This is a genomic window from Enterococcus hirae ATCC 9790, from assembly GCF_000271405.2.
GTDB classification, from domain to species: Bacteria; Bacillota; Bacilli; order Lactobacillales; family Enterococcaceae; genus Enterococcus_B; species Enterococcus_B hirae.
On sequence record NC_018081.1, the window covers coordinates 2,700,147 to 2,724,775 of the forward strand.

At 37.8% G+C, this 24,629-nt stretch carries 23 protein-coding genes, 1 pseudogene and 1 riboswitch; of the genes and pseudogenes, 10 read left to right on the plus strand and 14 right to left on the minus strand.

What is annotated here, in order from left to right; translation table 11 throughout:
- Positions 1–196: 196 nt before the first annotated feature.
- Genes lacD through pfkB form a run of 4 tightly spaced genes read right to left on the minus strand, consistent with a single transcriptional unit; the run spans position 197 to position 4,004 of the window.
- A complete protein-coding gene (gene lacD / locus EHR_RS12760; RefSeq protein ID WP_010737321.1) occupies positions 197–1,174 on the minus strand; it encodes a tagatose-bisphosphate aldolase in 978 nt (325 codons plus the stop codon).
- Positions 1,175–1,633 (minus strand): fructose PTS transporter subunit IIA, encoded by a 459-nt coding sequence (locus EHR_RS12765; protein ID WP_010737320.1) that lies wholly within the window; start codon positions 1,631–1,633, stop codon positions 1,175–1,177. It abuts the gene before it with no gap.
- An 11-nt stretch (positions 1,634–1,644) separates the two neighbouring features.
- Positions 1,645–3,069 (minus strand): PTS fructose transporter subunit IIC, encoded by a 1,425-nt coding sequence (locus EHR_RS12770; RefSeq protein WP_010737319.1) that lies wholly within the window; start codon positions 3,067–3,069, stop codon positions 1,645–1,647.
- Complete coding sequence (pfkB, locus tag EHR_RS12775; RefSeq protein ID WP_010737318.1) at positions 3,066–4,004, minus strand: 1-phosphofructokinase; 939 nt, start codon at positions 4,002–4,004, stop codon at positions 3,066–3,068. Before pfkB ends, EHR_RS12770 begins: the two co-directional genes overlap by 4 nt.
- Before the next feature lie 176 nt (positions 4,005–4,180).
- On the opposite strand from pfkB, the gene EHR_RS12780 reads away from it, so the two are divergent.
- The gene (locus EHR_RS12780; protein ID WP_010737317.1) at positions 4,181–4,927 is read left to right on the plus strand and encodes a MurR/RpiR family transcriptional regulator; all 747 of its coding nucleotides are present in this window, start codon (positions 4,181–4,183) and stop codon (positions 4,925–4,927) included.
- Between the two features lie 194 nt (positions 4,928–5,121).
- Here EHR_RS12780 and thiD (EHR_RS12785) read toward each other — a convergent pair whose 3' ends face one another.
- The 4 genes from thiD (EHR_RS12785) to EHR_RS12805 all read right to left on the minus strand — a co-directional run bounded on the left by thiD (EHR_RS12785) (position 5,122) and on the right by EHR_RS12805 (position 9,223).
- A complete protein-coding gene (thiD, locus tag EHR_RS12785) occupies positions 5,122–5,970 on the minus strand; it encodes a bifunctional hydroxymethylpyrimidine kinase/phosphomethylpyrimidine kinase (RefSeq protein WP_010737316.1) in 849 nt (282 codons plus the stop codon).
- Positions 5,971–6,249: 279 nt separating this feature from the next.
- A complete protein-coding gene (locus EHR_RS12790; RefSeq protein ID WP_010719609.1) occupies positions 6,250–6,690 on the minus strand; it encodes a universal stress protein in 441 nt (146 codons plus the stop codon).
- 75 nt (positions 6,691–6,765) lie between these two features.
- The gene (locus EHR_RS12795) at positions 6,766–7,353 is read right to left on the minus strand and encodes a hypothetical protein (RefSeq protein WP_223603422.1); all 588 of its coding nucleotides are present in this window, start codon (positions 7,351–7,353) and stop codon (positions 6,766–6,768) included.
- A 472-nt stretch (positions 7,354–7,825) separates the two neighbouring features.
- On the minus strand, positions 7,826–9,223 hold the full coding sequence (locus EHR_RS12805) for a glycoside hydrolase family 1 protein (protein WP_010737313.1): 1,398 nt from the start codon (positions 9,221–9,223) through the stop codon (positions 7,826–7,828).
- A 153-nt stretch (positions 9,224–9,376) separates the two neighbouring features.
- On the opposite strand from EHR_RS12805, the pseudogene celB reads away from it, so the two are divergent.
- The 7 genes and pseudogenes from celB (at position 9,377) to EHR_RS12840 (ending at position 16,844) form a co-directional block, all read left to right on the plus strand.
- Positions 9,377–10,647: pseudogene (celB, locus tag EHR_RS12810) on the plus strand (PTS cellobiose transporter subunit IIC).
- 214 nt (positions 10,648–10,861) lie between these two features.
- Positions 10,862–11,581 carry a GntR family transcriptional regulator gene (locus EHR_RS12815; RefSeq protein ID WP_010737312.1) on the plus strand — a complete coding sequence of 240 codons (720 nt, stop codon included), beginning with the start codon at positions 10,862–10,864 and terminating at the stop codon, positions 11,579–11,581.
- 157 nt (positions 11,582–11,738) lie between these two features.
- Positions 11,739–12,713 carry a VOC family protein gene (locus EHR_RS12820; RefSeq protein WP_010737311.1) on the plus strand — a complete coding sequence of 325 codons (975 nt, stop codon included), beginning with the start codon at positions 11,739–11,741 and terminating at the stop codon, positions 12,711–12,713.
- Positions 12,714–12,776: 63 nt separating this feature from the next.
- On the plus strand, positions 12,777–13,385 hold the full coding sequence (locus EHR_RS12825) for an alpha/beta hydrolase (protein WP_010737310.1): 609 nt from the start codon (positions 12,777–12,779) through the stop codon (positions 13,383–13,385).
- A gap of 458 nt (positions 13,386–13,843) precedes the next feature.
- A complete protein-coding gene (locus EHR_RS12830; protein ID WP_010737309.1) occupies positions 13,844–15,202 on the plus strand; it encodes an adhesive domain-containing protein in 1,359 nt (452 codons plus the stop codon).
- Between the two features lie 21 nt (positions 15,203–15,223).
- Complete coding sequence (locus EHR_RS12835; RefSeq protein WP_010737308.1) at positions 15,224–15,832, plus strand: WxL domain-containing protein; 609 nt, start codon at positions 15,224–15,226, stop codon at positions 15,830–15,832.
- Positions 15,833–15,842: 10 nt separating this feature from the next.
- Positions 15,843–16,844: a WxLIP family cell surface protein gene (locus EHR_RS12840; protein WP_202605293.1), complete on the plus strand. Its 1,002-nt coding sequence runs from the start codon at positions 15,843–15,845 to the stop codon at positions 16,842–16,844.
- A 155-nt stretch (positions 16,845–16,999) separates the two neighbouring features.
- Here EHR_RS12840 and EHR_RS12845 read toward each other — a convergent pair whose 3' ends face one another.
- From EHR_RS12845 to srlA, 6 genes are read right to left on the minus strand one after another with little or no spacing between them, the layout of a single operon-like run.
- Positions 17,000–17,362, minus strand: coding sequence for a PTS glucitol/sorbitol transporter subunit IIA (locus tag EHR_RS12845; RefSeq protein WP_010737306.1), 363 nt, complete (start codon positions 17,360–17,362; stop codon positions 17,000–17,002).
- Between the two features lie 15 nt (positions 17,363–17,377).
- Positions 17,378–18,625, minus strand: coding sequence for an NAD(P)H-dependent oxidoreductase (locus tag EHR_RS12850; protein ID WP_010737305.1), 1,248 nt, complete (start codon positions 18,623–18,625; stop codon positions 17,378–17,380).
- Positions 18,626–18,664: 39 nt separating this feature from the next.
- On the minus strand, positions 18,665–19,660 hold the full coding sequence (locus tag EHR_RS12855; RefSeq protein ID WP_010737304.1) for a 2-hydroxyacid dehydrogenase: 996 nt from the start codon (positions 19,658–19,660) through the stop codon (positions 18,665–18,667).
- The gene (locus tag EHR_RS12860; protein WP_010737303.1) at positions 19,657–20,730 is read right to left on the minus strand and encodes a zinc-binding dehydrogenase; all 1,074 of its coding nucleotides are present in this window, start codon (positions 20,728–20,730) and stop codon (positions 19,657–19,659) included. Before EHR_RS12860 ends, EHR_RS12855 begins: the two co-directional genes overlap by 4 nt.
- 15 nt (positions 20,731–20,745) lie before the next feature.
- A complete protein-coding gene (srlE, locus tag EHR_RS12865; protein ID WP_010737302.1) occupies positions 20,746–21,783 on the minus strand; it encodes a PTS glucitol/sorbitol transporter subunit IIB in 1,038 nt (345 codons plus the stop codon).
- 24 nt (positions 21,784–21,807) lie between these two features.
- On the minus strand, positions 21,808–22,341 hold the full coding sequence (srlA, locus tag EHR_RS12870; protein WP_010737301.1) for a PTS glucitol/sorbitol transporter subunit IIC: 534 nt from the start codon (positions 22,339–22,341) through the stop codon (positions 21,808–21,810).
- A 246-nt stretch (positions 22,342–22,587) separates the two neighbouring features.
- Here srlA and EHR_RS12875 point away from each other — a divergent pair, with 246 nt between their 5' ends.
- Positions 22,588–23,535 (plus strand): sugar-binding transcriptional regulator, encoded by a 948-nt coding sequence (locus tag EHR_RS12875; RefSeq protein ID WP_010737300.1) that lies wholly within the window; start codon positions 22,588–22,590, stop codon positions 23,533–23,535.
- Positions 23,536–23,648: 113 nt separating this feature from the next.
- Positions 23,649–23,747, plus strand: a riboswitch (TPP riboswitch).
- 75 nt (positions 23,748–23,822) lie between these two features.
- A complete protein-coding gene (gene thiD, locus EHR_RS12880; RefSeq protein WP_010737299.1) occupies positions 23,823–24,626 on the plus strand; it encodes a bifunctional hydroxymethylpyrimidine kinase/phosphomethylpyrimidine kinase in 804 nt (267 codons plus the stop codon).
- Positions 24,627–24,629: the final 3 nt, after the last annotated feature.

Below are 24,629 nucleotides of genomic sequence, written 5' to 3' on the forward strand. Positions count from 1 at the left end.
GCCATACAATTTTCAATGAGAGTTTTTTGAGGTTTTTGAATTTTTTTTTAACTAGTTAAACTAAACTAGCTGAGACTAGGTCATTCATGAAACAAAATAAGCCGAAGAGCCCCAAAGTTAAACTACTTTTGGCTCTTCGACTTTCTTCTCAAATATAGATACTTTTCTTTCAGTATAAAAATTATGAAATGAAGATTTATTGAATTTTATTGAATATGGAAGAAGCAGTTTGCTCTAATACGTTGTTTAACGAATGTAACTTTTCTTTTCCAATGGTTTGAAACCAATCTACTGCAGCTTCGTTGCCTTCTTTCACAAATGGTGACACTCCTTCTGCCCAAGTAGCTCGTCCACATAATACTCCATTGAAATCAGAACCTGCTTCATGAGCAAATCGTAATGTTTGCTGAAATAATTCTGTGCTAACTCCTGCACTCAAAAAGATAAACGGACGTTCAGTTGCAGCGCTTTGTGCTAGAAAGAATGTTTTAGCTTCTTCTCTTGAATACACAGCTTCTTTCCCAAAGCCTTCGACAAAGTTCATATTGACAGGAACTTCTACTTTTAATACATCTACATGATATCGCTCTTTTGAAAATTCCTGCATCGCTTCAATTACTTTTCGCGGTTTTATTTTTGCATATTCTTTTGTCGTTGTATCAGAGTGAATTGCATCGTACGAAATGATTTCTAAAAAAAATGGTAGTTCTTCTGCAAGACATTCTGAGCCGATTCTTTCGATATAGGCTTTCTTTTGTTCATTGATTTCTTCGTTTTCATCCACATCGTAATACAATAAAAATTTGCAGGCATCTGCCCCCACCTCTTTTAATCTTTTTACAGACCAAGTATTCAAACTATCTGGTAACCGTCCTGGCAGCGAACTATCATAACCGGTTTTTTCATAAGCTAATAATAGTCCTGTATTATGGGCACGATCTTTCGCTGCTGGTAATCCATACTCCGGATCTAACAAAATAGCTGAGGCATAAGGTGTTAATTCCTTTGAAACGATTTCTTTAAAACCAACTATATCGCGATCGTTTGTTTCTCTGTATTGACCAATTAGTTTCTTCAATGCGCCCCGTTGATCAATTGCTAAGGCACCGATCCTTCCATTTTCATCAACTATATTTTTTAAATGGTTTCGTTTCCCTTGACTGATCTTTTTCATTTAAGCTACCTCGTCTATCTGATTATTTAGTAATTTGGCTATTTCATCTGCTGAACTGGCTTCTTTTAAACTAGCTCTTATATCATCACGCATCAATAAACGTGCCACTGTTGACAATAACTTTAAATGCGCGTCATCAGCTTGTGTATCGGGAACAAACAAAGCAATAATAAATTGGATTGGCTGACCATCCAAACTTTGCCACACTACTTTTTCTTTTAGTTTTAAAATAATCGCTGCCGGGTGATGAATCGCTGAAGCTTTCGCATGAGGAATCGCAAAACCGTCCATCATTCCAGTAGTACCTTCATTTTCTCTTTCAATTAACTTTTCCAATACTTCTTTTTGATTGTCTGCAATAGTCAAATCAACGGTTTTCTTAGCTAAAAACTCAAAAATATCATTTTGAGTTTGACCTATTTGATTCAAAAATATATTTTGCTCTTGGATAAAGCCCATTTTATTATCTCCTAGTCTATTGATTTAACCATGATTTTATTTTTCATAGTTACAGTTCTTTTTTGCAAAAATCCTAATAAAAAGCCGCCAATTAAAGAGCCAATTAAAATAGCGATCAGCCATTTCACCCCATGTGTAACAACAGGTAATACTAAAAATCCACCATGAGGAGCAGGGACTTGTACCCCGAAAATATAGGTTAAAACTGCAGCAATCGAGGATCCAAACATCATGATTGGCAAAACCTTCAATGGGTCTTTGGCAGCAAAAGGAATAGCGCCTTCGGTAATATGTGTCGAACCTAGAATAAAGTTCACTAAACCAGCGTTTCGATCATTTGTCGCAAAATATTTACCAAAAAACAATGTCGCAAAACCGGTAATTAACGGTGGGGCAATACAAGCAGCAGAAACTCCTGCCATAAAGGTTGTATTTCCTTGCGCTAGCAAAGCGGTCCCAGTGACATACGCCGCTTTGTTGATTGGTCCGCCCATATCAAATGCACACATACATCCCACAATGATTCCTAAAACAAGTGGACTAGAATGTTGAAAACTAGCTAACCAATTCATCATTCCTTCATTGATCATTTTCATTGGTTCTGCTAAAAGGGCCATAATTGTCCCAATCGTTGCTACACCAATCACGGGATAAAGAAAAATTGCTTTCAATCCATCTAATGACTTTGGCAAGTTTTTTAATAGTTTTTGCAAAAGTAGAATAAAGTAACCTGCTAAAAAGCCTGATAAAATCCCCCCTAAAAAGCCTGTTCCTCCTGCATTTGCTACCAAGCCACCTACTAAACCGACTACTAAACCTGGTCGTTTGGCAATTCCTTCTGCAATATAAGCTGATAAGATAGGAACCATCATCCCCATCGCTGCATCTCCGACACTTTTCAGCATTGCAGCAGTTGCATTGTATTGGGCATTTGTCGGATCAAAGGAATAAATGCCCCACACAGCAAAAGAGATAGCAATTAAAACACCACCGGCTACAACAAATGGCAGCATATGTGAAACACCATTCATTAAATTCTTATAGACACTGTGTCCCAGTGAATTAGCGGAACGCTGGTCCACATCTTCAATCGTATCGGCTACTTGATCTTTTGTTACAATTGAGCCTTTACCAGCTAGCGCCTCTTCAATCAAACGATCTGCTTCTTTAATCCCCACACTAACAGAAACATCAATGATTCGTTTCCCCGCAAATCGTTCTGGCTGAACATCTTTATCTGCTGCAACAATTACCGCATCAGCTTCTTGAATCTCTTCATGTGACAGTTCATTCTCTACTCCTATTTGTCCGTGCGTTTCAACCTTGATCGTAATACCTTTTCGTTTGGCTGCTTGTTCTAATGCTTCTTGTGCCATATACGTATGGGCAATTCCTGTTGGGCAACCAGTGGCTGCAATCAGTTGATACTTCGTCATACTTTCTCCCCCTCTTCTTGAATCACATTGATTTGTGTCATTAATTCCTCAACATCCGAAAAATCGGTTAACCCTTTACGAAAAGCCGTAGAACTCCCAGCTGCGAGCCCTTCTTTCAATGACTCTTGAATTGTTTTTTGTTTCAACCACCCAGCTAAAAATGCCCCCAGTAAACTGTCACCCGCACATGCGGTATTCACTACTATTCCTTTTGGCGAATTACCGAATAATACTTGTTCTTTATTCAGAAATAAAGCGCCTTCACTGCCGAGTGAAATTAACACATTTTGAGCTCCTTGTTTTAACAACTCTTTTCCATAAAAAATATACGCTTCTTTGGTATTCCTCTCTGTCTGGAACCATATTCGCAATTCTTCTTCGTTTGGCTTTAACAAAAACGGTTGGTATGGTAAACAATCCAATATTTCGTAGTAGCTGCTGTCAATGATCAAAAAGACTTTATTCTTTTGACAAATGCGACTGATTTCGACTAAAACTGCTGGAGAAACACCTTGAGGCAAGCTTCCTGAAACACAAAGATAATCGCCCATTTTAAGATTCTCAATTTTCTTTAAAAATTGCATCACTTGGTTTTTAGTTAATTCTGGGCCTTTATTTACCAGTTTGTATTCTGCTTTTTCTTTTTTTACCTGAGTAAATACATTGATCCTAGTCATCCCAGGAACTTCTAAAAAGTCCGTTTTAATGCTTCTTTCTTTTAAAAAATCTTCGATATATTGTCCAGTAAAACCTGCTTTAATCCCCATTGCTGTACTTTCGATACCTAACATTTTTAAAATCATCGACACATTGACACCTTTACCATTCGCTTGAATATCATCTTGATTTGTACGATTTACAACAAAAGGATTTAATTGATCCGTTTCAATAAATAAATCAATTGCTAGATTTAGCGTACATGTATAAACGGCCAATTGACTCCCTCCCTTCTTTCCTTTATTATGAAGCAGAGCCTATTGTAAATGTTTTCATAATCACTCATATTCAATGAAAAGTTTTACAAACAACAAAAAACAAATATTTTTATTCTTTTTTACAGAAGAAGTGCCGCAATTTCTTTCTATTCTATACATCAAGCGGGGGATCATACATGGAAAACAAGCTAAGTGAGTCTGAACAATTTTTGTGGCGTTTTATTGAGGCACATATTTTAGATATTCCTGATTATTCGATCATCAAACTGAGTGAATTAGCTAATGTGTCAACGGCAACCATCGTTCGAACTATGAAAAAGAAAGGTTATGAAGGTTTTACTTCTTTCAAACACCATTTAAAAGAAAAGGGAAATCAAACGATCAACTTTTCTACTTTAGAAAAAGTGGATCGAGGGATTCGGAAAGCTATTTTAAAAAATGAAGAAGAAGTAACTCGTACGATCAATATGATTGAAATCGGCAACATTGAGGATGCCATCCAAAAAATCAAAGTTGCACGTCGGATCATTATTTTTGCTCGTGGCTTTTCAGAATTAATCGCCCAAGAAATGATGGTTAAATTTCAACTTGCAGGCAAATACTGTGAGCTTCACACTGATCCTGAAATCATCAAAAATATCAGTAAAACGTTACATAAAGAAGACATTGCTATTTTTGTTTCTTTAAATGGCGAAACAAGCGAATTAGTAGTTGCTGCTCAAAATTGTTATAACGCAGAGATTGGGACGGTACTCTTAACCGCGAATCAATACTCTAGTATGATGCAATTTATTGAAATCGCTTTCGTTGGGTTTAAATCAGAGGGTTCATTTTTTCCTGATTACGAGGTAAGATCCAGACTCCCATTGTCGATATTAGCGCGTATATTATTAGATGCATACGCATTGAGAACAAGCGAGTAAAAGAGAACATGGATCGTTTACTTTCATACTCTATGAACTTATTTTTTTGAATAAAACAAACGAAAGACAGTGGAGTGATCATCAATGAATGATCCTCCTCTGTCTTTCTCGGTTACTTTAACCAGCTATTTATATGATTCACTTATACTTTTTTGAAAAATTATAAAAGCAAAAAAAACGATTCTTTTAGATAGCTATTGATTCTTCTTTGAAGAACAGTTTTTTGCTGAGAGTTGCTTTTCTGCTGCCCAGTGATTGATGGGACCATACTTGTGACCGACAATGATTTCTTCACCAATTGCAATATTGACATAGTCTTTTGCCGTTCGGATTGCTTCTTCTACTGTTTTTCCTTTCGCTAATTCTGCAGCAATGCAAGCCGACAATGTGTCTCCTGTACCGTTGATTCGATCTGTCGGATAAAAGACTGCACTTAACCAAAATGATCGTCCAGATTCCAGCAACACATAATCTCTTACTTCTTCTTGATTACTTTCTTTCGTATGAAATCCTTTGATCATCACATTTTTGGCACCCATTGCCTGTAAGTCAACAGCGGCCTGAACATAATCTTCATCTGTCGTTAAGGTTCTTCCAGTTAATTTCTCTGCTTCATAGAAATTCGGCGTCAAGACAGTCGCTAACGGTACTAGTTTTTCTTTCAGACTACTTAAAGCAGCCTCTTCTAATAATAGATTTCCATGCTTCGTCACGATTACCGGGTCGACCACTAAAGGACCGAAGTTATACTGTTGATAATTTTTAACTACTGTTTCAATCAATTCTGCATCAGCTAACATACCTGTTTTAGCCGCTCTTATTTGGTAGTCTTCAGCGATCAAAGAAAATTCTTTATCAATGAACGCACTTGGTAAGGTCACACTTGCTCCGATCCCATAAGAATTTCCTGCCACACAAGCCGTCATAACTGATACACCATAGACGCCACGGGTAAAGAAAGTATGCATATCTGCTTGCATTCCTGCACTTCCATCACTGTCTGATCCCGCGATCGTCATGACTTGTACATATTGGTCGTTCATACGCTTCATTCCCTTTTTTATTTTTCCAACTCATTCCCTATTCTACACAACTATACCACTTCTTACTTTAAGGAATCAAATCGTATATAAATAGGCATTTCCATCCACTAATCATTTGCTGATTAGTAAAAAAGGGAAAGCAAAAAGAAAAAGCATGACAAAAAACCGAAGAATACTGACATAAAAGAGATGATGCTCAGCTTCTTCGGCTTACTTTTTTATTTGCTTCTTCAGTGTACTGCTCAGTTCTAGCATCCTCTCACTAACTAGCGAGTGACGTTATTTTACTACCAACACATTGCACGGTGCATGTGTGACTACATAAGAAGTAGTTGACCCAACTAAGACACGTTCCACGGCATTCAATCCTGTAGCCCCCATAACAATCAAATCAATTTTTTCCTTTGATTCATTGAAATTTGCAATCAATGTTTTCGGATATCCATACAAAATATACGTCTCGATATCAGTTAGTCCCTTTTCAATTGCTAAGTTGCGATGCTCTTTCATTTGGTTTTCTGCAACTTCATCTAATTCCTCTTGTAAGTTCGTTGTAACAAATGCAAAATCACCGAAATAGTTACCCGTTACTTCGTTTACGTACAAAATGTGTAGCTTTGCCTGATTTCTTTTTGCAATTGTAACTGCTTCAGAAAAGGCTTTTTCTGCTTTTTCTGATCCATCAATTGCTACTAATATATTTTTATAGGTGTCTGCCATTGAAACCGCCTCCTTTACAATCAGTGTAGCACGATTATTTTAAGGGAACAACTAATTTACTAGCACTGACCAAACTTAGCGATTCGCTTGTCTTTGAACTTGTTCATGCGGTTTTCTTTCATTAGAGCTGTGACCTTCTTGGCTTGCTTTTTCTTTTATCTGAGTCATACGCAGTTTTTTTTCTAGCGGCTTCATTTGTCCTAAATTACTTTTCGGTTCAAAATGATCCGTGGTAGGAAATAACCTTTTCTTTCCGTCTGTCTCTGTTAAATCCATCATATTATTATTTAACTTCTTATGCTCGCTCACTGTTGATTCTGTTAATATTTCAGTCTGGCTTTCCTTATCCACTGATTCTTTTTGTTGAAGTTCTTTAGGTAATATTTTTTTTAAATCTGAAGCGATACCTGTATAAAAATCCGTTATTTTTTGTGCTTTACCCAGTAATCTCCATTTATCAGAATCCCCATCCGCTTGAAAAGAGTATAATTCAGGTCTATATATTGGGTTTAAATTTATATTCTTGAACCCAGCATAATCGACGAGGATCGCTCGTAAATTTTCACAGCACCAAGCTGGACTTTCTTGATACAAATCATAGATTTGTTTTTCTACTGTCGTTTGGTTTCTTAACTTGGTGTTGTTCCCAATTCCTTGGAACAAATGCCGGCTTATTCATGAATAAAAGATTATATAAATAAATACTATCTGACATCAAATTCGGGTTATTCTTTAAATTGATAGATTCATAACCATTTTTTCCATAGTCCACTCGATCTGCTTTAAAATATACATTAAATAAACCTTCGTTTTTTTCCATTCGATCTCCTTTTCTTTATCGACAGTTTTTGTAAATTGCAACAAATTTTAATCACTCGTATCCATGTTCTTACTAGTTTGGATAACTGTGTCGGTTCACACTGCTTTTTAGTATTGTTTCCTACCATTTTTTATGTAATAAACCAATGAAATTGAGACAAAAAGTTTTTATTTTCAAGAAATGAGCAGATAAGCCGAAATTTCTGAAGATTGGTAAAAATAATAAAATCGTTTATTGCGATTATGACCTTTGTACTTCACAACTTTTTGTCCCAGTTTCATTCGTTTTTATTCTAAAAACTATTTACAAAACTTTTTAGGCTTCAAACCCATTTTTCATGGCTACGGTTTTAAACCAATGGCCCGACTTTTTAATCGTCCGTTTACCGTCTTGGTTTAGATCGACAGCAATCAGTCCATAACGATTTTTATAAGCGTTCGTCCAAGACCAGTTATCCATGCAAGTCCACATGTGGTAACCCACACAATTCGTTCCTTCTTGGATTGCCTGATGCACATATTTCAGATGGTCTGTGACAAAAGTGATCCGATAATCATCTTCAATCACGCCTTCCGAGTTAACGAAACGTTCTTCCCCTTCTACACCCATACCATTTTCAGAGATATAACATTTGATATTGCCATAGTTCTCTCTCGTATTCGTCAAGATATCATAGATCCCTTTTTCATAAATTTCCCAACCACGATAGATATTCATTTTTTTATTAGGCATATCATAATAATCAAAATAATCTTCTGGCATTGGTCCATTCTGATGATCAAGCGGTGTTTCTTTTGCCTTGATTCTCCGAGGTTGATAATAATTGATTCCTAATAGATCAATCGTATTTTCTTTGATAATCGTTAAGTCATCGGGCCCCATCTCTGGCATTATCGCTAATTCTTTCACAATAGCAACCAACTCTGATGGAAACTCTCCTTTTACTGCAGGATCAAGAAAAGAACGATTGAAAAAAGCATCAGCGACTCTAGCAGCCTTGACATCCTCAGGGTTTGTTTCGTCTCGCGGGTAGCTAGGAGTTAAATTCAAAATGATTCCAATTTCTCCTTTTTGTCCCATCTTATGATAGGCTTCAATTGCTTTGGCACTTGCCAAATTTTCGTGGAAACCAACTTGAATAGCCTCTTTTAGATTGATATGGTTAGGATAATGGAACTGATAGAGATAACCGCCTTCTACTGGAACAATCGGTTCATTATGGGTAAACCATTTCTTTACTAAATCCCCAAATAACTCAAAACAGGTTTTTGCATAGGCCACATAGGCGTCAACCGTATCACGAGACAACCAGCCACCCGTTTGTTGTAATTCTAAAGGCATATCAAAATGATATAAATTGACAAATGGTTCAATTCCCTGCTCCAGTAATTCTGTAAAATATGAGCGGTAAAATGATACAGCCTGTTGATTCACTTCTCCTTTTCCTTTAGGGAATAGACGACTCCATTGAATGGATGTTCGGAAAGTATTATGACCTGTCTCTTTCATCAATTGAACGTCTTCTCGATATTTCGTGTAAACTTGAGAGGTTTTCTCAGGACCAACTTGATTGAAAAATTTTTCTGGCTCTAGATCATACCAATAGTCCCAAATGTTTTCTCCTTTCCCATCTCCTTTGATTCTGCCTTCTGTTTGTGGTCCACTTGCGGCAGTTCCCCACCAAAAATTCTTTGGAAAATCGTAGTGTTTCATTTCATAATCCCTCAATTCTTTTAGTAATTACCGTAATCATAAACAATCACCAAAAATAAATCAATACTTTTTATAAAAATGACTAGACATTTAAACAGACAGACGTTATACTACGTTTGTAATCGATTGCAAAATAAATTTGAGGTGAAAAAAATGAATGGTTTTATGGATAAACTTTCTCAAAAAATTATGCCCTTAGCCAATCTTTTAGGGCAAAACCGTTACTTAACTGTGTTACGGGATGCATTTATGTTGTCATTTCCGCTAACAATGTTTGGATCAATTGTGGTCGTTGTGAATAATCTACCGTTCTTCAGTGATGGTACCAAAGGCACGTTAAGCACCCTTTTTGGTAATGGTCAAAATGCGACGATGAGTATCATGTCCGTTTTTGTTACATTTGGTATCGGCTATTATTTATCAAAATCATATGATGTAGAAGGTATTTTTGGTGGCGCTGTTTCATTCGCAAGCTTTTTGATTCTCACACCTTTTGTGATGACAACAGCTGGTGGTGAAGAAGTTTCGGGTGTCCTATCACTTGATCGTCTAGGTGCTAAAGGAATGTTCATTGGAATGATTGCTGCCTTTTTAGCTGCGGAAATCTACTGTCGAATCACCAAACGTGGTTGGCAAATTAAAATGCCTGATGGCGTACCACCTGCAGTAACGAAATCTTTTGCCGCTTTGATTCCAGCTGTAGTCACATTGACTGTTTTCTTGATCATCAACGCTGTCATGACTGGCGTATTCAATGCGAACCTTCATGACTTAGTCTATGAAGTTATCCAAAAACCTCTAACTGGTTTAGGTAGTAGTTTACCTGCCACGTTGATTGCCTTATTCTTTGTTCAATTTTTGTGGTTCTTTGGTCTTCACGGTCAAATTATTGTTAATTCTGTTATGGACCCTATCTGGAATACATTGATGCTTGATAATTTAGAAGCTTATCAGCATGGGAAAGAACTACCACATATCATCACAAAACCATTTATGGAAACCTTTACCGTTGGTATCGGTGGCTCTGGAATGACGTTAGCAGTAGTATTATTGATGGCTTTTGTCTTGAAGAAAAACAATACCGTGATGTTGGTCGTTTAGCGCTAGCACCTGGAATCTTCAATGTCAATGAACCTGCAATTTTTGGTCTACCAATCGTATTGAACGCAACCATTTTGATTCCTTGGGTCGTTGCTCCTTTGGTCGTGACGACGTTCAACTACTTGATGATGGCAGCTGGCATCGTTCCTCCGCCTACTGGTGTTTCAGTTCCGTGGACTGTGCCGATCATTGCTAGTGGTGTTTTAGCTACCAATTCATGGCTAGGCGGTCTCTTACAAGTAGTCGATTTTGTGATCGTCGCTTTTATTTGGTACCCATTCTTAAAAGTATTAGATAAACAACCTGATTTAGACGTTGTGTAAAGCCTTATCTACTCACCTGTGAAGCAAATCATCTTCTTTCTAATAGAGATTAAGTAAATTTTATAATCTAGCATGAACAGTCAAAACATGGAATGATGTGAATTGATTTGTTCATGCTTGTTTCATTGAAATGAGTGATTCAACAACTAAACTTCGTTATTTCTTTCTTGTCGAACGAAATAACTTTCGTTATACTCAATACGAGGTGAATAACGTGCCAAAATATGAAGAAATCGCAAATGTTTTAAGGGAAAGAATCCGTTCAAAAGAATATCCACCAAACAGTTTTTTACCTAATCAGATCACTTTAGTCGAAGAATTTGGCGCAAGTCGAATGACCATCAAAAAAGCCATCAATATTCTGGCTATGGAAGGATTAGTTTATTCGCAAAGAGGGGCTGGAACCAAAATTTTAGATCATCCTTTTATCGAGAAAGATACCTCCCCTGCCAATGAGTATGAGGGACTCAGTCATCAAATGAAGCGTCGTCATCGTTCACTGACGAGTCAAATCATTCAATTTGATGTCGAGTTTCCGAACCCATTTATTCAAGAAAAACTAATGATTGGTGCCGAACAACCGGTTTATAATATTCACCGTCTACGAATTTTAGACAACGCACCTTATATTTTGGAACATACATTTATGCCTGTACATTTAGTTCCAGGTCTAAAAAAAGAACATCTGCTTTCTTCTATCTATGATTACTTGCACCAAGATCTAAATCTTCATTTTGCAGGCGCCTATCGAGCAATTTCAGCAGATAAAAGTACGCACTTTGATCAGGAATACTTGAATTGTTCGGAAATAGATCCTGTTTTGGATGTGCAACAAGTCGTTTATCTAAAAGATGGTCAGCCCATCGAATATTCATCTAGTAGAAATCGGTTTGATGTCCGCAACTATTCCTTACTTGATGTCCGTTCAAACTAAAAAAATCCGTTTCAAAAATAGGAAACTATTGTGAAACGGATTTTTTGGTGTTTACAAAAGAGCAGAGTCAAACAGAATAATTGCCAGAAACGTTTCCACTCACTATACTGTAACTAACACAACACTTACTTTTTGTAAGTTCAAAGGAGGAACTCCCATGGATACTCAAATCAAAGGCATCCACCATGTTACCGCTATGACTTCAAGTCCCACTAAAATTTATCGTTTTTTTACGGATATTTTAGGAATGCGCTTAGTAAAAAAAACGATCAACCAAGATGATATCGAAACGTATCACCTTTATTTTACAGATGAATACGGCTCCCCTGGAACTGACATGACTTTTTTCGCTTTTCCTAATCAACCTCAAGGAAGTAAAGGAACGGATACGATTTCTAGAGTGTCCTTTCGAGTACCAACTGATGAAGCATTGACTTATTGGTTCAAACGCTTTGAAGAAAAGAATGTTCTTCACTCTGCGATCAAGGAACGTTTTTCTAAAAAATATCTGGAGTTTGAAGACTTTGACCATCAATTCTATCAATTGATTTCTGATGAAAACAATACAGGTGTTGCTGGTGGTACTCCTTGGAAGAACAGCAATATTCCATCAGAATATGCAATTACAGGCTTGGGTCCAGTTTTTGTCCGAGTGAGTCAAATGGAACCATTACAGTTACTATTAGAACAGACTTTAGAGTTTAAACTTACTGATCAAACAGGAGCTTTTTCGCTCTTTGAAGTCGGTCAAGGCGGTAATGGAGCAAGCATCATTGTTGAACAGCGAGCAGATTTACCAAAAGCAATCGAAGGATTCGGCAATATCCATCACCTTGCCTTGCGTGTCGCTGATGAAGAAGCCTTACGTCACTGGATCCATGTGATCAATCAGATAAACGTACCAAGTTCAAGGTTTGTGGATCGCTTCTACTTCCAATCAGAATACTTCTTAGCTGCCACCCACGTTCTCTTTGAATTAGCAACAGATGGACCTGGTTTTTTTGGAGATGAATCAGCAGATACAGCTGGCGAAAAACTATCACTCCCACCACAACTCGAAAGTAAAAGAGAAGAAATCGAAGCGTACATTCGTCCCTTCGATACTCAGGATGCCAACCAACAACGAGAATGATCTTCTTTCTATCCAGACAGTCGTTTTCAAGAAACATAACTTTCAAGAAAAAGAGGTCAAATCATGGAATATTTTTTTCAAGCGGGAAAACAAACAAGTAGAAATTTACTCCTTCTTCATGGTACAGGTGGCGATGAATATTCTTTACTTGAAACCGCCCAGTTCCTTGAACCGGATGCTACGATTCTTTCTTTTCGTGGTTCAATCAAAGAAGACGGAATGAATCGCTTCTTTCGCCGGAATGGGTTGAATCAATTCGATTACCAGAGCTTAGCAGAAGAAACAGCGCTTCTATACCATGAAATCTCAGCAGTTAGCCAAAAAGAAAACATCTCGTTACATGACTGGGTGATCGTAGGCTATTCCAATGGAGCGAATATCGCTGCTCACTTGCTATTATCGAGAAATACTGAGCTGCGAAAAGGAATCCTTTTTCATCCAATGTCTTTAAACGTCAATTATCCAGCAAAAATAATGACTGATACTCAGATCTGGCTTTCTTACAGCAAGACCGATCCAATCGTCTCCTCTATAGCGATTACGAATCTGATCAAAGATTTTGAAATGCAAAAAGCTCACCTCACATTGCAAGAAACGTTTACTGGTCATCAATTAACAAAGGCTGAATTAATTGCCGCAAAAAGTTGGCTTTCTTCGCTTTCGGTTAACTAATATTGGACGAAGGTTGTGATGCATCGGATTATTTTTTCAAAGTCTCTTTTTCAAAGACTCTATAATGAGGTACGCTCCAAAAGTTGTACGTGAAAACGACAATTTTTAGGGCGTATTTTTTTGTTTCGACCTTTACGCACGAAACAGAAAAATGGATGTAAGTGCTAGATCCAACTATCCATTTTTCTCAAATCATCTCTTTTAATTTTCATTTTGGAAAATCCTTCTTGGCTCCCCCTCATTTTAAACGCATCATATTAAAGATAAATAGAAACATTCCTCATTTGAAAAAACTGTAGAATATGGATTTCTATTATAAAAATTAGAAAAAAATGAGTTTTTGATTAGCTAGATTTCCGAAAAATTGCTATAGTTTAATTAATCAGAGTTGCAATCATTTTAGCGTTCGCCAATTTTTTGTCGAGTTAATATGGTTCACTCATTAGGGAGGGGGCACGATGCTTCACAAAAAAAGAAAACAGATTCAACAAGTAATCTTTCTGTTATTGACACTTCTGTCAGTCCTTGCACAAACAAATGTTGTTCAAGCAGTTTCGTTAAATTTATTTGGTACGACTACCGCAACTAATAACAGTCAAACCAGTCCAAATGCGCCTTTTTTAAACCGAGTAAATGTCCCTGTCACTTTTCTCATTGAAGGAAAAAATGGCATCAGCGCTGGTGTTATCACAACTGGCGATAAATATGCCATTTTAGAAGCACCGACTGAAATGGTCGGGTATATCCAACCTAATGGGAATGCGACTGTTCAAACTACTGTTACTGTGCCACTTAGTCAGTCCCCTTTACAATTGATTTTGCCGACCATAACCTCTGTGATTTCGTTGATCGTCAACTCACCTTTAGTTTCCACACAAAATAAAACAGCGGTTAATCAGGCATTGTCAGAATTACGTTCGGAAACTTTTGGTGCCCAGAATCTTACTCTAGCTATCGTCCCACGCTCAAGCACTCAGTATGGCGTAGCGATTAGTCAAGGGCTATTACCCATCCTGACAACGACATTAAAAAATCGGATTCAAAATTTATTAACGATCGTCCAAGCTTTACCGCTGATTGGTACTGTTTTAGGAACATTATTGTCCCCCTTTGTCACAGCTTTGTCTCAATTTATTACGAGTTTAAATTCACCAACTTCTGATAATAGTAAAAATTTGGTTGCTGCTTCGATTTTAGGTAATACGAGTGTTTCGCTATCATTTCTTTTATCTTCGCCCAAATTGACCCAAGATCTAACAGCTAATTTTAAGGGCGGTTTTATTCAAACAGATCAGTCGACGATTCAGTTAGGACCTACTACTGGTACAACACCTGTTTATTTTTCAGCTGGAGCACTCACTTGGCAGACCACAAGCTTGCCGACTCACTTGAACTTTGGTCAGCACTTGATCCAGACCCAACAGGATGAGCACTTAGTAGCCACCAATAACAATCAAGTAACTACCGGATCGATTTCGATTACTGATACACGGACAGTTGTAAAAAATTGGCAAATAAAAGTCCAACAACTTAGTCCTTGGCAAAACGGAACCAATCAATTAACGTCCCAATTACAAATCTCAACAGCAGATTTAACAACTACCTTTCCTATCACTGGGATCACAAGTACTGCTAATCAAATGGTCCCTCTATCTATAGGTACGCAACAAACATTACTCAAATTAAATGGTGTAACTGATCCTGGTCAAGTCCAATTGGCAATCAATCAGTTCTCATTAGCGGTTCCCAAAGAAAGTCTGAAAACAAAGGGAACCTACCAAACAATGGTGGAATGGCTCTTATCGGATACACCGTAATTTATTTAGGAGGAAGAAGAAATGAAAAAGAAAACGTTATCTTTTTTTGTCTTGGGGATCAGCTTGTTTTCAAGTTCTCTCGTTTTTGCTGATTCACAAACCCAAGGAGAAGTGGCCTATGTGGAAGGCGCACTTGAATTTGACTATGCTGGCGGTATACCAACTAATTTAGACTTTGGGGATCATCCCTTGCAAACTGCAGCTGCTGAAAACTGGATTGCTACTGCTACAGGTGAACAAACCGGCTCTACACCTACTACTGGAACCGTAGCTGTTCGAGACAACCGAGGAAATCCTGCAGCTACATGGACAGTTAAGTTATCTCAAACTGACCAGTTCAAAACAGCGGATGATGTTGAGCTATCAGGTGCACAGCTCAATTTATCTTTTGGCGCACTTACAAATAACTTAGGATTAGCCCCTACCAGTGCCTATGAAAACGATGAATTAGCGATCCAAGTATTCAATCAAGATGCTACGATTTTAGATGCAACCGCAGGTCAAAACTCGGGTGATACTGCACTAGCGATCAATCAATTCAGCTTATCTGTTCCAGCGAATACAAATAAAGTAGCCGAACAATATACTACTATATTAAATTGGACTTTCTCATTCAGTCCAACCAACTAAGAAAGGAGGAATGATCGTGAAAAAGTGGTTTTGGATACTACCCTTCTTCTTTCTACTGATGGGAAATCTTAACATCTACGGCGAATCCTTACAAAGTTTTGATGCACAAATACAAGTCAATGAATCAACACCATCAACAAACGACAATTATTTTGATCTACAACTAAAACCTGGACAGGAATCGACTTTGAATGTCTTAGTCACGAATCTAAAAGAAACTGAGATCACGATCATTCCGTCCTTTAATCGTGCAAAGACCAATCAACTAGGCGTTGTTGAATATTCTGGTAGAAATCAAGATCGTCCTAATAATTTGCCCATCGATATCGAGAAAATTGTTTCTGTTGATAAGCAAAAGTTTACTCTTGCGGGACATGAACAAAAAAAGATTCCTTTAACCATCAAAATGCCAGAAAAAGATTTTGATGGAGTAATTGCGGGTGGGCTCTATCTCCAAGAAGAACCAAAAAAAGATATACAAGGAAATATCCAACATGTCTTTTCTCGGGAGATTGCTGTCTTACTTAAAACACAACTAAACAAAATCCAACCGAACTTAGAACTAAAAAAAGCAGCACCTACCCAAATCAACCAGAGAAATGCCATCAAAGCAACTTTGGAAAATACTAATGCTGCTTATCTATCTAGTGCTCGTATACACTATGAGATCAAAAAAGAACAACAACAAACCCCAGTACTAACTGGGACTCAACCCATTTCGTTCGCCCCTAACAGCGGCACGGACTATTTGATTTTTTTAGAAGGAAAAGAATTCGAACCAGGAACCTATCAGCTAATGACGAATGTCAAAAACAAGGAAATCAATTGGCAGCAAAAGATAAATTTTACTATTTCGCAAAAAACAGCTGCAACTTATAATGAACAAAATATATCTACTACAAAGGATGAGCCGCAAAACAATTGGCTCCTTTGGCTAGCTGGAGGTATTATTTTCGCTCTCGTCCTCATTATTGTCTTTTTACTGTATATTGTAAAAAAGAAAAAACGATAACTGTTATCAAACAAAAACTAACTCTACCTAAATTTTCACGAGGCAGAGTTAGTTTTTTTCTTCTGATCTAGCAGTTATTGATATACTATCAAACACATTAGTTCTTTACTACGATCAGGAACAATCCCAGCCGTTCTTCAACAACTAGCGACTCCTTATTGTGGTTCTCCAAATCGGATGGTATCCCCAATCGCAAACTCTGGAAAGATTTGAGGCTCTACAACGATTGCTCCTGGCAAGACTTCGTTTTCTCCTGTGCGGAAATAAATGGAGATATGACCGAGGGTTTCAAAGTTATGATTGGCTTCACTGCCAACTTCTTTGATTTCATATTCTTGGTTGCCGATGGTCAGTATATCCCCTGTTTTGATGACATTTTTAGCCGTTTCATGATTGTCATGGACCACACAGATGTCTTTTAATTCAGGTGGTACCTGTTGTCCGAAAAGAATCATTAAGTACTCTGCCGCAAATTCTTCCACTAAAGAACCAACCTCAACAATCTTTGTTGTGTGCATGGTTTTCTCCTCCTTCTATGATAACGTCGTATCTTGTAAATGACGTAACTGCCAAACAGTGGTACTGGCATCTAGTTCAACGTCATCTTCAGTTAAGAAAGAACCCGCCCGTATAAAACGTTTTGCTACTACTTCTCCAGAGATCAGTCCGATCGGGATATGTCCCTCTCGCTTCATTTCTTCGTGGGTCTCAAGTACTCCTCGGACACAAAAACCACCGATTCCATCTAAATGATCCCCAGGTTGAATATCTTTTTTCGCTACCGCAACGGTTTCTGAAATTGGGGCGCCTAATGGAACAATGGCATGATCTTGTTGTAAGACAGCTTTTGCAATCGTAATTGGTGTTTCTAAACTTGCTAAATGATACGGGCGATATAAGATATGATGATCCCGTTCCCCTTTCTTCATCAAGTAATTCATTTCTTCAGCTACTTCGCTATTTTGCCCCTTAACGATAACAAAGACGCCTGGCGCTAAACCATCCACATATTCCACTACACCAAATTGAGATAAGACACCACCATTTTCTTTTAAATCTAACGAAGTAATGACAGAATCTAGATCCCCTTTCAAACCATGCATACCTACCTTGTCAGGGATATAGCCAATCGCATTTGATAAAAGATTCATTTCAGCCATTGTTTTTGTTCCATCTTGGAAAGCAGCTAGCATGTGAGGAGCCATTTGTTTTTTCTGAGCTTCTTTTTCAGCAGTTGCCGGATTTGCGGAAATATTCAATTGATTATTTTTGCCTTTTCCCGCAACTAAGACTTCCATCCCCATAGACGAAGCAAATTCAAATAATTCGGTGGTTGCTTCAGGTTCATCGCCATCTGATCCTGTATAGATCAACCCTGCTGAATCATAGAGTTTATGCATCAAAGGTCCAATAGTGATATCGATTTCAACATTTAATAAGACAAGATGTTTTTTTGCTAATAACGCTTCAAGCGCAATTTTTGCTCCTGCTTCAGGTACACCAGTAGCATCTACGATTACTTCATTCCAATCAGAGTGAATAATTTCTTTAGCATCTGTTGAAATAAGGACATCATTTTTAACTTTTGCCGAAGCTAGATACGCTTCTTTCGCTTTTTGTGCATAATCAAGGGACAAGTCACTGATCCCTGTTACGATCATCCCTGGAATTGACGCTATTTGTGCAATCATTCCCCTGCCCATTTGTCCTGCACCAATTACACCCACTTTGATTGGATTTCCTGTTTTTTCTCTTAATTGTAATTCACCATATAAAGTCATCTTATGTATTTCCTCCACTCATTCAATTTTTTATGTTTTTTATAAATATTCTCTAAAGATTCGGTTCACTAATATTTTAGGCGAATTGGCAAAATTACCAATTGTCGAGCCCGCAATATGAGGAGTGATCGTGAGATTATCTAATGTTAGATAAGGATGGTCTGCGGGTAATGGTTCCTGTTCAAAAACATCCACTGCCGCTCCCATAATCTCTTTGTTTCTTAATGCTTGAATCAAATCTTGTTCATTGACTAATCCAGCACGGGCACTATTGATGAAAACAGCAGAAGGTTTCATTTTCTTGAAATGCGACTCATTGATCATATGTTTTGTTTGAGGAGTCAATCGATAATGCATCGAAAAGATATCTGCTTTTTCCACCAGTTCCTCTAAGCTAACTTGAGTATCAGGGGACGTACCATCAAAATAATCATCAAAGAAAAGAATGTTACATCCAAAAGGTCGCAACAAATGAGCAACTCGTTGGCCAATTTCGCCATAACCAATTAACCCAATCGTTGACTCTTTTAATTCAGGTGCTAATAGCCCATTAGGATAGTACTTTTGCCACTGATGCTCTCTTAATTTTTGATTTCCTCGTGCGATATTTCGAATTTCTGTCAAAATCAAACCAACAGTAAATTCCGACACACTAGTCTTACTTCTGCCAGGAGTATTATAAACAGCAATTCCTTTTTCTTCGGCATAGCTAACAGCGACATTTTCTGTACCTGCTCGCAGTACGCCAACTAATTCCAAATTTTCCGCCCGTTCGATCACTTTTTTACCAATCGGTGCAAATTGAGTAATGATCCACTGATACTCTTCAATATTTTCTAAGAGATACTCTGGTAATTCGACTGCATCACACCCATGTTTTTCAATCTTGATATTACCTTTTTGCAGACTATCTAAATCAGAATGCCGCCATTCTTTGATGTCTACAGAAATTCCTTTTGTCGCTAAATCTTTTAAGCCTTCTTCCATCATTTCTCGATCAATAAATAAATCTGCGATTGCTAAACATTTGATCATTCTTTATTCCCCTCCTCATTTAATACAACTGATACCCGGTAGCTTCCTGGGGTACTAGCGATCTCGAATGCTTTTTGAATATCCATTAATGGAATTTTGGTTTCGATCAATTTTGATACATCGACACGCCCTTCATTTAGGAGTGTAGCTGCGTCATAAAAATCTTCTAATGTGGAAGCATACGTACCGATCACTTCGAGACGCATATAATGAATCGTATTTGGCTGGATAGCCATTTCAGGCGCAGGATAACCCGCAGCATAAATCGAGATTTTCCCATCTTTTTCTTTCACCATCTCAAGGGATTGATTCATCGCCAAAGTTGATCCAACTGCGACAATGACGCTGTCAGCCCCTCTCCCATTTGTGAGTTCTTTGACTTTTTGGACTGGATCGTTTTGACTTGCATCAATCGCTTCAAACCCTAATTCCTTGATCAGAGCTAACTTTTTAGGCATGACCTCAGAAATAATGACCCTTGCGCCCATTGCTCGTGCTGTTAGTCCATTAAGAAGTCCCATTGTTCCTCCACCGATGATCACGATCGTTTCTTTCCCAGGCACTATTCGTAATTTTTTCATATTTTGAACGACGGAGGATAAGGGTTCGACAAAAGCAGCTTCTGAGGCAGATAAAGTTGGTCTCATCTTGACGAAGCTCTTGGCTTTACGAACAAAATAATTCGCAAATCCAAAAATCCCATAAAACTCTTTTGAATAATTCTTTCCAAATTGCCGTTTGTTTTCACAATTCGTAATTTCACCAAATTTACACTCATCACAGTAACCACAATAATCATAAAGTACACTGACTCGATCGCCGATCTGGTAGGTATCGCCGACAGCTTTGCCTTTTGCTATGACAATTCCTGAACATTCATGTCCGCCAGCCATAGGATAGCCTTGATGTTCTCTAAGTCCTAACCATTGTTGATAGTCAGTTGTACAAATGTTACAAGCTTCTTGTTTTACTAACAATTCATCTTCTGCCAATTCAGGCATCGGTATTTCCTTGATCTTTGCATTCTTCTTCTCAGCTAAATAGCCAAACGTTATGTTTTTAGGTTGCATTTTTTCACTCCTATTCTATAATCCAATTGAAAAGGCATACGCAATGATAACTGCGATCGGCCCAGTTAAAATTCGCGAAAACAACACAGCTGGCACACCATTAGAAATCGTTTCTGGTTTTGCTTCTCCCAAAGTCATTCCTACGGGTGCAAAATCACAGCCAACTTGTGAATTGATAGCAAACAGTGCTGGTAGAGCGTAATGTGGCGGGATTGTACCATTAGCGATCTCTGTTCCGATCAATAAACCAATCACCGAAGCAATCACCGCCCCTGGTGCTAATAAAGGAGATAAAAACGGCAAACTAGTAATAGCACCTAATAGAACTAAGCCAAGTAAGCTACCGCCTAAAGGTGACAAAAACTTCGCAATAATATCCCCAATTCCTGTATAGTTGATAATACCAATCAAAGTTGCAACAAAAGCCATAAATGGAATAATATTTGTTAGCACGGTATCGATCGTTTCACGCCCTGCTTGATACATGATATTGATAAAGCTCCCCGCACCACGTCCGATGGTATCGATCAAGCCAAAAATCCCACCTTTTTTATTGCTATGATTTTTCTTTTCAGTGGTTTCTTTTGTTATTTCTGTAGTTGTTTCCGGTTTATTTGTGTTGATATTTGATGTTTTTTCATTCTTATCTTCTTTATTATGTACTTGTGCAGCTTCGCTTTCACTAATAATTTCTATGTTTGTAATCGTTGTTCCTGAAACAAAAATATCTTCTGTCATAAATTTCGCCAACGGCCCAGAAGGCGCTTGCAATTTTACGTTGATTGTTGGGATCTTCATTCTTGGATACGTTCCACAGCGTGCTGTTCCGCCACAATCAATGACTGCACACAAGGTTTCTTCTTTTTCCACTGGATTTTTAAATGCATCAACCGCTGTTACCCCAGCTAATTCCGCAATCTTTTCAGCGACGGGATGAATACCACCACCGGTTACACTGATAACGTACTTCTTACGTTCATCATTTAACGGAATGGTTAATGGTCCTCCCCAGCCTCCATTTCCTTTATGGATAATTAGTTTTTTCGCTTCCATCTCTACCTCCATTCTCAGTTTCGTCTATGCCTCTGTTGTTTTTTTTGCTTCTCTTTGTGTTAAGAAACGAGCAATTTTTTCTGTAATGATTCCTCGTACTAAGATAATCATAAAAGCAGCCAATAAATACCTTAGACCTAATTCACTTTGATTTCCCACTTTACCAAAGCCAGCTGCTACACCAAGATAAACAAATAGTTCAGCTGAATTTGCATGAGGAAATAATCCCACGATGGGATGAAGCATTGACACCGTTGCATCATAGTAAGCTGCCTTGTGTTCTTCTTTTAAAAATCGTCCAAATGTATAACACATTGGATTTGTTAAAAAGAAACACGCTAAAAACGGAATCAATGTATAACGTAATAACGTGAATTTCGTACATCGTTGCATGAATCCAAATACTCTTTTTTCTCCGATAATTTTTATTAGAGCGTTTACAAAAAGAATCAAAGAAATCAACAGCGGAACGATCGTCGTTAAAAATCCAACAAAAGTATCTGCTCCAGCTTGAAACATTCCCATAAAGCCATCTGACAACTTCACCAGAAAATTCAAATCCCATTCCTCCTTTTAAGATCAAATTGCGCGCTTTTATCAAAAGACAATTCATTTGTCATATGATACCACGCCAAGAATATATCATTTGACAAAATTAATGTCAATTGATTTTTTTGAAAAAATAAAGTACACTAAAAATGGAAATGTTTTTTATTAAATGTATGACAGTTATGATTACCCGATCGACTTGATCTATTTAAGTGAAGTGAATAACTGGAGTGAAACGATCAATTGGAGGAAAAAATGAGTAAGTCTGAAGAAAGAAACATGGTGAAAGTAGCAACTTTATATTATAAAGAAGGTCTGACACAAGCACAGATTGCTAAGAAAATGGGAGTCTCTCGTTCACTCATTTCTAAATGGTTAATTGATGCTCGAAAAGCAGGTTTCATTGAATTTTTTATTAATAGTGAAAATATCTATGCCATTGAATTAGAAACCGAACTAGAGAAAAAATTTGCCTTATCTTTTGTTAAAGTGGTGGACACAACGAATCTATCTTATCCAGAAATCGAGAAAATGGTTGGACAAATTGCAGCAATTTCTTTAAAAGATAAGATTGCAGCTGCGAAAACAATCGGGATTTCATGGGGAAAGTCAATCAAAAGCTTAGTTACTCAATTTCCATTTGAGAATTATCCTGATACAACATTCATTCCATTAATTGGCGGCATGGGATATGATCATTTTGATATCCACTCCAATCAACTTTGCCATGAATTTGCTCGAAAGACGCGTGGTTCTTCAAAATATCTTTACACTCCAGCACTGGTTTCTAATGAGATAATCCGTCAAGAATTTGAAGGTAATATCTACATTGATAAAATTCTCTCTGAAGCCAAAAAAGTCGAATTAGCACTTGTCGGTATCTCCTCCCCTGATCATTTCAACACGATGGAAGAAATCGGGTATACTAATAAAAAAGAAATGGCACAATTAAGAGGGATTGGTGCAGTTGGGGACATCAACTCCCGTTTTTATGATAAAGATGGGCAAGAAGTAAATCATCCAATCAATAAGCATGTGGTTGGCCTAAGTCTTGAAGAGCTTAAAGCGATTCCTGAAACCATCGCTATTGCTTATGATGATGCGAAATGGCAAGGAATCTATTATGCTTGTAAAAATCAACTGGTTGACTCCATCATTACTACCGACACCATTGCGGATCACTTGATTCATATGGATATTTAGCAATGACAAAAACGGAAGTTACGTAAGAGCAGTTCCGCTTCTCACCTGTTTCCTTTATCTGCTCTTGAATCTCCTAACTATTTCCGCTATGATTAAAAAGTAATAAAATATGATTTTGTTTGCAGGGGGACGCTGTTGCGTTGAGAAGGTAAAACCTGACCCTTTGAACCTGTTTGGTTGATACCAGCGTAGGGAGCAAATGTCCTTTTTGTTGATGCGAAATCAAAACAAACAAGACATTCTTCTTTCTAGGGGAATGTCTTTTTCTATTTTAAGGAGGATTACAGATGAAAAAAGTGCTTAGTATTGCAGGATCAGATTGTAGTGGTGGTGCGGGTATACAAGCCGATTTAAAGACTTTTTCTGCTCATCGAGTGTATGGAATGTCGGTTATCACCTCAGTCGTAGCTGAAAATACGGTTCGTGTATTGACCTACCAAGATATTTCCCCTCAAATCATCAAAGATCAAATGGATGCGGTTTTTGAAGACATTTTTCCCGACGCTGTAAAAATTGGGATGCTTTCTAGCCAAGAAACAATGCTTGCAGTGACCGAAAGTTTAAAAAAATGGCAACCACAAAATATTGTTTTAGACCCAGTGATGTACGCTAAAAACGGCAATGCGTTGATGGAGCCAACTGCGATTGATACACTGATCCAGACAGTTCTTCCCTTAGCTAACTTGATTACACCTAATATCCCAGAAGCAGAAAAAATTGCACAATGTACGATCTCATCAATAGCAGATATGGAACAAGTCGGACGAACCATCTACGAAAATAGTGGAACAGCTGTTTTAATCAAAGGTGGGCATAAATCTGGTGAAGCTACCGATGTGCTCTTTGATGGAAAGAAAGTCTATCATTTTACTGCTGAACGAATCGAAACCAAAAATACTCATGGGACAGGGTGTACGTTATCTTCTGCTATTGCTTCTGAATTAGCTCTAGGAAAATCCTTAGAGCAGGCTGTCTGTGAAGCAAAGAAATACGTTACACTTGCAATCCAACATTCGTTGGCGATCGGTCAAGGACATGGTCCTACGAATCATTTCTACTCGCTTTACCAAAATACCGTTGAAGAGGAGTAATTT